Annotated in this window: 7 protein-coding genes; all 7 read left to right on the top strand. The window is 36.9% G+C overall.

Translation table 11 applies throughout. From position 1 onward, the window contains the following. The first annotated feature begins 148 nt into the window (after positions 1–148). The 7 genes from resA to E2L07_RS19760 all read left to right on the top strand — a co-directional run bounded on the left by resA (position 149) and on the right by E2L07_RS19760 (position 6,116). Positions 149–679 carry a thiol-disulfide oxidoreductase ResA gene (gene resA / locus E2L07_RS19790; protein WP_003324864.1) on the top strand — a complete coding sequence of 177 codons (531 nt, stop codon included), beginning with the start codon at positions 149–151 and terminating at the stop codon, positions 677–679. 5 nt (positions 680–684) lie between these two features. Further along, entirely contained in the window at positions 685–2,292 is a 1,608-nt protein-coding gene (gene resB / locus E2L07_RS19785) for a cytochrome c biogenesis protein ResB (protein WP_134230458.1), read from the top strand. A gap of 21 nt (positions 2,293–2,313) precedes the next feature. Next, positions 2,314–3,510 (top strand): c-type cytochrome biogenesis protein CcsB, encoded by a 1,197-nt coding sequence (gene ccsB, locus E2L07_RS19780; protein ID WP_134230457.1) that lies wholly within the window; start codon positions 2,314–2,316, stop codon positions 3,508–3,510. 12 nt (positions 3,511–3,522) lie between these two features. Continuing rightward, on the top strand, positions 3,523–4,233 hold the full coding sequence (locus tag E2L07_RS19775; protein WP_134230456.1) for a cytochrome c biogenesis CcdA family protein: 711 nt from the start codon (positions 3,523–3,525) through the stop codon (positions 4,231–4,233). 13 nt (positions 4,234–4,246) lie between these two features. After that, positions 4,247–4,456 carry an SHOCT domain-containing protein gene (locus E2L07_RS19770; RefSeq protein ID WP_166740140.1) on the top strand — a complete coding sequence of 70 codons (210 nt, stop codon included), beginning with the start codon at positions 4,247–4,249 and terminating at the stop codon, positions 4,454–4,456. 87 nt (positions 4,457–4,543) lie between these two features. After that, entirely contained in the window at positions 4,544–5,446 is a 903-nt protein-coding gene (locus E2L07_RS19765; protein ID WP_134230454.1) for a F510_1955 family glycosylhydrolase, read from the top strand. A 340-nt stretch (positions 5,447–5,786) separates the two neighbouring features. Then, positions 5,787–6,116, top strand: coding sequence for a YhfM domain-containing protein (locus E2L07_RS19760; RefSeq protein ID WP_478292537.1), 330 nt, complete (start codon positions 5,787–5,789; stop codon positions 6,114–6,116). Positions 6,117–6,174: the final 58 nt, after the last annotated feature.

Genomic DNA, 6,174 nt, shown 5'->3' with positions numbered 1-6,174 from the left:
TCTGGAATTGGGTGTATGGTAACCTCAATTATCTACAGAAATCAGGGGGTGGCAATTTTTTTGCTTATAAAGCCCTCTAACATAGGATTTAATAACCTATTTTTATATAAAGTTTTGACAATACGTGTAGGTTTAAAGGAGGAGTTCTATGAAAACTAGACGATTATTTATACGAACAGTGACCTTGCTCATCATGGCAGTCGCGATCGGGTATACATTCTATTCTAATTTCTTTTCAGATGCGGATGCAGCTGTTCGGATAGGCGATGAAGCACCAAATTTTGTTCTTACTGATCTTGATGGCAATGAAGTGGAGCTTGAAGATTACCGGGGGCAAGGAGTGTTTTTAAATTTCTGGGGTACATATTGTCCACCATGTGAGCGTGAGATGCCGTATATGGAGAATCAATATGCGATATATAAAGACCAGGGAGTTGAAATCCTTGCTGTAAATGTAGGTGAACCCGAATTAACCGTTCAGCGCTTTGTAGAAAGACTAAACTTAACGTTCCCAATTCCTATGGATAAAGGACAACAAGTATTAGACCGTTATGGTGTTATTCCACTTCCGACTACATTTCTAATCAATGCGGAAGGGGAAATCATTAACATCATTACAGGAGGCATGTCAGAGCAAGCGATCGCACAGTATATGGAAAGTATTAAACCGCAGGAGTGATTGAAATGAATAACCTTAGCTGTTCTTGTGGACAGCAAAACCCTCAAGGAACAGACTTATGTGGAGGATGCGGCAAACCGTTAGTCGCGAGTAATAACCAGCAAGTTTTAAATATGCGTTATGAGGGAGCGGCAAGACGTTCGCAAACCTACAATAAAACGATAGTTGATCAAATATGGAATTTTTTCTCCTCAGTAAAAGTAGGGATTTGGATTATTGTCATTTTGTTGCTAGCGTCATCATTGGGGACCATTCTTCCACAGGAAATGTATATACCACCAACCGTTAATCCGGCAGAGTACTATCAAGATCAATATGGGTTTCTCGGACAAGTGTATTATGAATTAGGTTTTCATAACCTGTATCAATCTTGGTGGTATTTATTATTAATGGCTGCATTGACCGTTTCACTTATCATTGCTAGCGTGGATCGTTTTTTTCCCTTATATCGTTCCTTAAAACACCAACGTGTCCATAAACACATCAATTTTATGAAGAAACAGCGTCTAGTAAGTGAAACACAACTAGATATAGCGCCAAATAAAGAGAAATGGTTGAGTAGTTTAAAGGGAAAGAAATACAACGTTAGAACAGATGGAACCTCTATTTTAGCTGAAAAAGGCCGATTTGCTAGATGGGGACCTTATATAAACCATATTGGTCTCATTATTTTCTTAATTGGTGGGATGCTACGCTTTTTTCCGGGAATGTTTGTTGATCACCACCTTTGGGTTCGAGAAGGGGATACGGAGGTAATCCCAGGAACAAATGGAGAATACTATCTGGAAAATCATCAGTTTATTGTTGAATTATACGATGAAAATGACGAGCTCTTCCAAACGGCGATTGATAGAGCAGGGGGAGTTGTTGTTAAAACCTATCAAACAAACGTGACACTGTACCAACGAAACGATGACGGTCCAGTAGGTTCACAGCGCGATCTGCAAGAAGTGGATACGTACCAAATCAGGGTGAATGATCCCTTTAAATTTGATGGATTTGGTCTATACCAAGTTGATTACAAACTCCATGAGTTAAATAAGATGATGTTTGCAGTTGAACATGATGAAACAGGTGAAACGATTGGAGAGTTTACAGTTGATCTATTTTATCCTGAACAACAATATGATCTTCCTAACGACTACTACGTTAAATTACAAGATTATCTACCAGACTATTATTTAAATAATGATGGAATTCCAAGTACCAAATCAAGGATTCCTGATAATCCAGCCTTTATCTTTGAAGTGAATAGTCCAAATCAAGAAAAAAAAGAAGTAAGTTTTTTAACCATTGGACGTAATTTTGATCCTACAAATGAGAATGTTTATTCAATTCGATTATCTGATCTAGAGACAAAACATGTATCTGCGCTGATTGTTCGAAAAGACTATACTTTACCCATTTTAGTTATAGGTGGATTCATTTTTATGATCGGATTAGTCCAGGGAAGCTATTGGACTCACCGGAGAATTTGGATACAAGAAGAGAATGGGAAAGTAATGATGGCAGGCCATACGAATAAGAATTGGTATGCTTTTAAACGTGAAATGGCTGAAGTGGCAAAAGAGGCAGAGCTCGAACAGCCGGTCGATAGGACAGAAGACAAATAAGTAGGTTGGGAGTGTTACAATATGGTCGAACTAAGTAGTAATCTATTGCTCGCGGCGTTTTTTATCTACATTTTCGCGACAATTGCTTTCTCTATTACGATCTATTATGAAAATAGTAAATCAGTTAATAAAACGAAGAGGTGGGGATGGATCAGCTTTGGTCTGGCGTGTGCAGGATTTTTAGCACAACTAGGGTATTTTGTCACTAGGTGGATTGCGGCTGGACATGCCCCGGTAAGTAATATGTTTGAATATACCACGTTCTTAGGATTAACCATTATTTTTGCGTTTCTCATTCTTTATCTTATTTATAAGAAGCCGGTATTAGGTATTTTCTCAATGCCTGTTGGAATTGTGATCATTGCCTATGCATCAGTATTTCCAAGCGAAGTTACGCCTTTAATACCTGCCTTGCAAACTTACTGGCTTCATATTCATGTGATAACCACTGCTATTGGTCAAGGGATTCTAGGGGTTGGATTTATTGCAGGTTTAATCTACCTTATACGTGTCGTTGACCAAAGTAAGCGCTCAAAACAAACATTTTGGCTTGAGGCTGTTATTTATTCGGTTACGTGTGCTGTGGCCATTGCAATAACGGTGGGAGTGTTTTCATTAAATAATTATTCTGTCACTTTTAATTGGATAAATGAATGGGAAGTGGAGGCACAGCTTGAATATGAATTACCGGCTATTGTAGGTCCTTATGAAGGTGAATTAATAACAGCTGATCAAAACCGATTTGGCCCATTATTTGAAACACCCGGCTGGATGAACGGAGTGGAGTCTCCAAGAAAGTTTAATACGTTTTTATGGTCAATCCTTTCAGGAAGTATTCTTTATCTTCTATTACGTTTCATTCTAAGAAGTCGGATTGCAGCTGCGATACAACCTATCTTGAAAAACGTTAGTCCACAACTTTTTGATGAAGTTAGTTACAGATCGATTATTATTGGGTTTCCAGTCTTTACTTTAGGTGGATTAATATTTGCCATGATTTGGGCTCAAATCGCTTGGACACGATTTTGGGGTTGGGATCCAAAAGAAGTTTGGGCTCTTATAACGTTTCTTTTTTATGCTGCTTATTTACACTTAAGACTATCAAGGGGGTGGCATGGTGAGAAATCCGCATGGCTCTTAGTGATTGGTTTTGGGATCATCATGTTTAACTTGCTATTTATTAATTTGGTCATCGCAGGATTACATTCTTACGCTTAAAAGGAGATTGTTATGGCAGATTTAACTATATTATTGGCTTTTGGAGCGGGGGTTTTATCTTTTATTTCCCCCTGCAATCTTCCCTTATATCCAGCCTTTCTATCCTATATAACCGGGATGACGGTGGATGAGATGAAGAAAAAAGGTCGTTTTTTACCTCCAAGAGCTATGTTACACACGTTCATCTTTATTTTAGGGTTTTCTACTATTTTTGTTGTGCTAGGAATGTCCACAACATTAGTAGGAGACCTATTCTTGAAATACAATAATCTCATTAGACAGCTAGGGGCCATTTTTATTATTTTGTTTGGATTGGTAACTCTAGGAGTAATCCGACCTTCGTTTCTAATGAAAAATCATCAATTCCAATTTTCCAATAAACCTAGCGGGTATATTGGCACCTATGTAATTGGCATTGCATTTGCTGCTGGATGGACTCCTTGCATTGGACCAATTTTAGCTTCCGTTATTACTTTAAGTATGACCAACCCGGGTTCCGGGATGCTTTATATGAGTGCTTATAGTATTGGGTTTGCAATACCGTTCTTTTTGATGACATTCTTTATTGGAAGAATGAATTGGATTAAAAAATATACAAATCTCATTATGAAATTTGGTGGAATTTTAATGATCATATTTGGTGTATTTTTATATTTTGATTGGATAACTAGAATTACCTCTTATTTAGTAAATAATATTTTTAATGGTTTTATGGGCTTTTAAAGGAGGAGATCGTATGTTTGGAGATTCAGCTGAAATGATGTCGTATATCTTAAAAATGGGATTTGTTGCACTTGCTCTGCTTTTAATCATTTATTTAATACTAAGGCTTTTGTTTCGATTGGAAAGTAAAGCGAAGTCTCCCTATGCCATTTTGGAGGAACGTTTCGCAACCGGTGAAATCTCAGAAGAAGAATTTTTAAAGAGAAAGAACATGTTAAAATAAAAGTTGTCGCTCTATCGTAGAAGGTTTTAACGATAGAGTGAGCAAATTTTCAACAAAAAGAAACCACATTTAAAGGGGATTAGTTCAATGAAAAAAGGATTAATGGCTAGTATAATTACTCTATCTCTATTTGTTATATCAGCATGCTCAAATGACACAGATCAGATCGACTCGTTTATGCATATTCATGGATTAGAATACTCACAACATGACGAGAGTATTTTTCTAGCTACACATATGGGCTTAATTAATTTAAACGAAGACAGTTGGGAATTAGTTGGGGATCCAGAACATCAGCATGATTTCATGGGTTATACAATTATAGATGAGGACTTGATGATCTCAAGTGGACATCCTGGTGCTCGATCTGACTATGTTGATCCATTAGGGGTCATTATTAGTCATGATTCTGGGGAAACATGGGAACCAATTGCACTTTATGAGGAAGTTGATTTTCATCTTTTACATGTAAATGAAGGAAACCAAGAATTTATGTATGGAATTGATGTATACAACTCAAACCTATATCGGTCAAACAATGGAGGTTATGAATGGGAGATGGTTGATACTACAGGATTACCAGGACCTGTAGCTTCGGTTCTTTCATTAACGTCTCATCCGCAATCTCCTGATTACTTACTAGCTGGAACTGAGACAGGACTGTATGAATCATCTGACGGTGGTCAAACGTGGGCTTTAAAAGAAAATAATCTTAGCGCAAGTTCTTTCCAAACTCTTGATTCTGATTCAGAAGATTTAGTAGCCTATCTCTTTGGAGAAAAGGAAGGCTTGTATTTAAGTGCAGACTTTGGAGAAACATGGGCATCTCTGAATTTTAAGGTAGACGATGATTACATTATGTATATTAGTAACCATCCAACAGATGATGAAATGTTAGTACTCGGATCAATGAAACAAAGTATTTATGAGACAAAGGACTTTGGGAAAACGTGGGAAGTATTGGCAGAGGAAGGAAGTAGAAAGAATTAAAAAGGTTAATCAATAAAACAGTAAGGGGTAAATGAGGCAAACAGTCATTTATCCCTTTTTCGCTTTTTATTACAGGTTTGATCAACTATTATAGTAACAGTCTTATTGATTAAGAAAGACAAATGTAATTTTATGTTAAAATAGATGGAGATTTTGCAAGGTTGTTGAAATGGGATACGTGAGGGAGGGGTGTAATTGAGGAAGTGTTTTTTATTATATGTTGTAATTATTTTAACTTTTGTTGTGGGTTGCAGTGAGAAAACACAAAAGGGCATCCCTTTTTACGATAAAGATGTTATAAGTATCCCTTAATTCACATCCGGAGTGGGACTCTAAAGACATTTCATTAAAATCGAAACAGTTCACAGATGCAAGCAGGATGAAAACTTTTATAGAAGCAATTGAAAATGCTCAGAAAATGGAAGGTATGTTAAATTACATAGCGGAGTTTGATTTGACAGTAAACTTTAAAGATAAATCCTCCGCACACTATCATTTAAGTTTAGGTGGGGAGACAGAAGGCGAAGGTTTGCTTGTTAGTTTATCAAACACTTTACAGGGATTTAGAATTCAAAAGGAAGATACAAAATTATTAAGAGAAAGGTACCGTCAAGAATTTTGTGTAAGCTCGCAGGGTTTCCTTTGGAATTGCCAATATATTAGACCTTAAGCAGCCTTGGTGACTACACAAAAAGTTTCAGAAGGTTCTGTCAAGGGCGAAGTGTATA

The sequence above is a fragment of the Halalkalibacterium halodurans genome, from assembly GCF_004376175.1.
Taxonomy (GTDB): Bacteria; Bacillota; Bacilli; order Bacillales; family Bacillaceae_D; genus Halalkalibacterium; species Halalkalibacterium halodurans.
The sequence above is the reverse complement of the archived record's forward strand: the minus strand, read 5'-3'. Positions and strand labels throughout refer to the sequence as shown.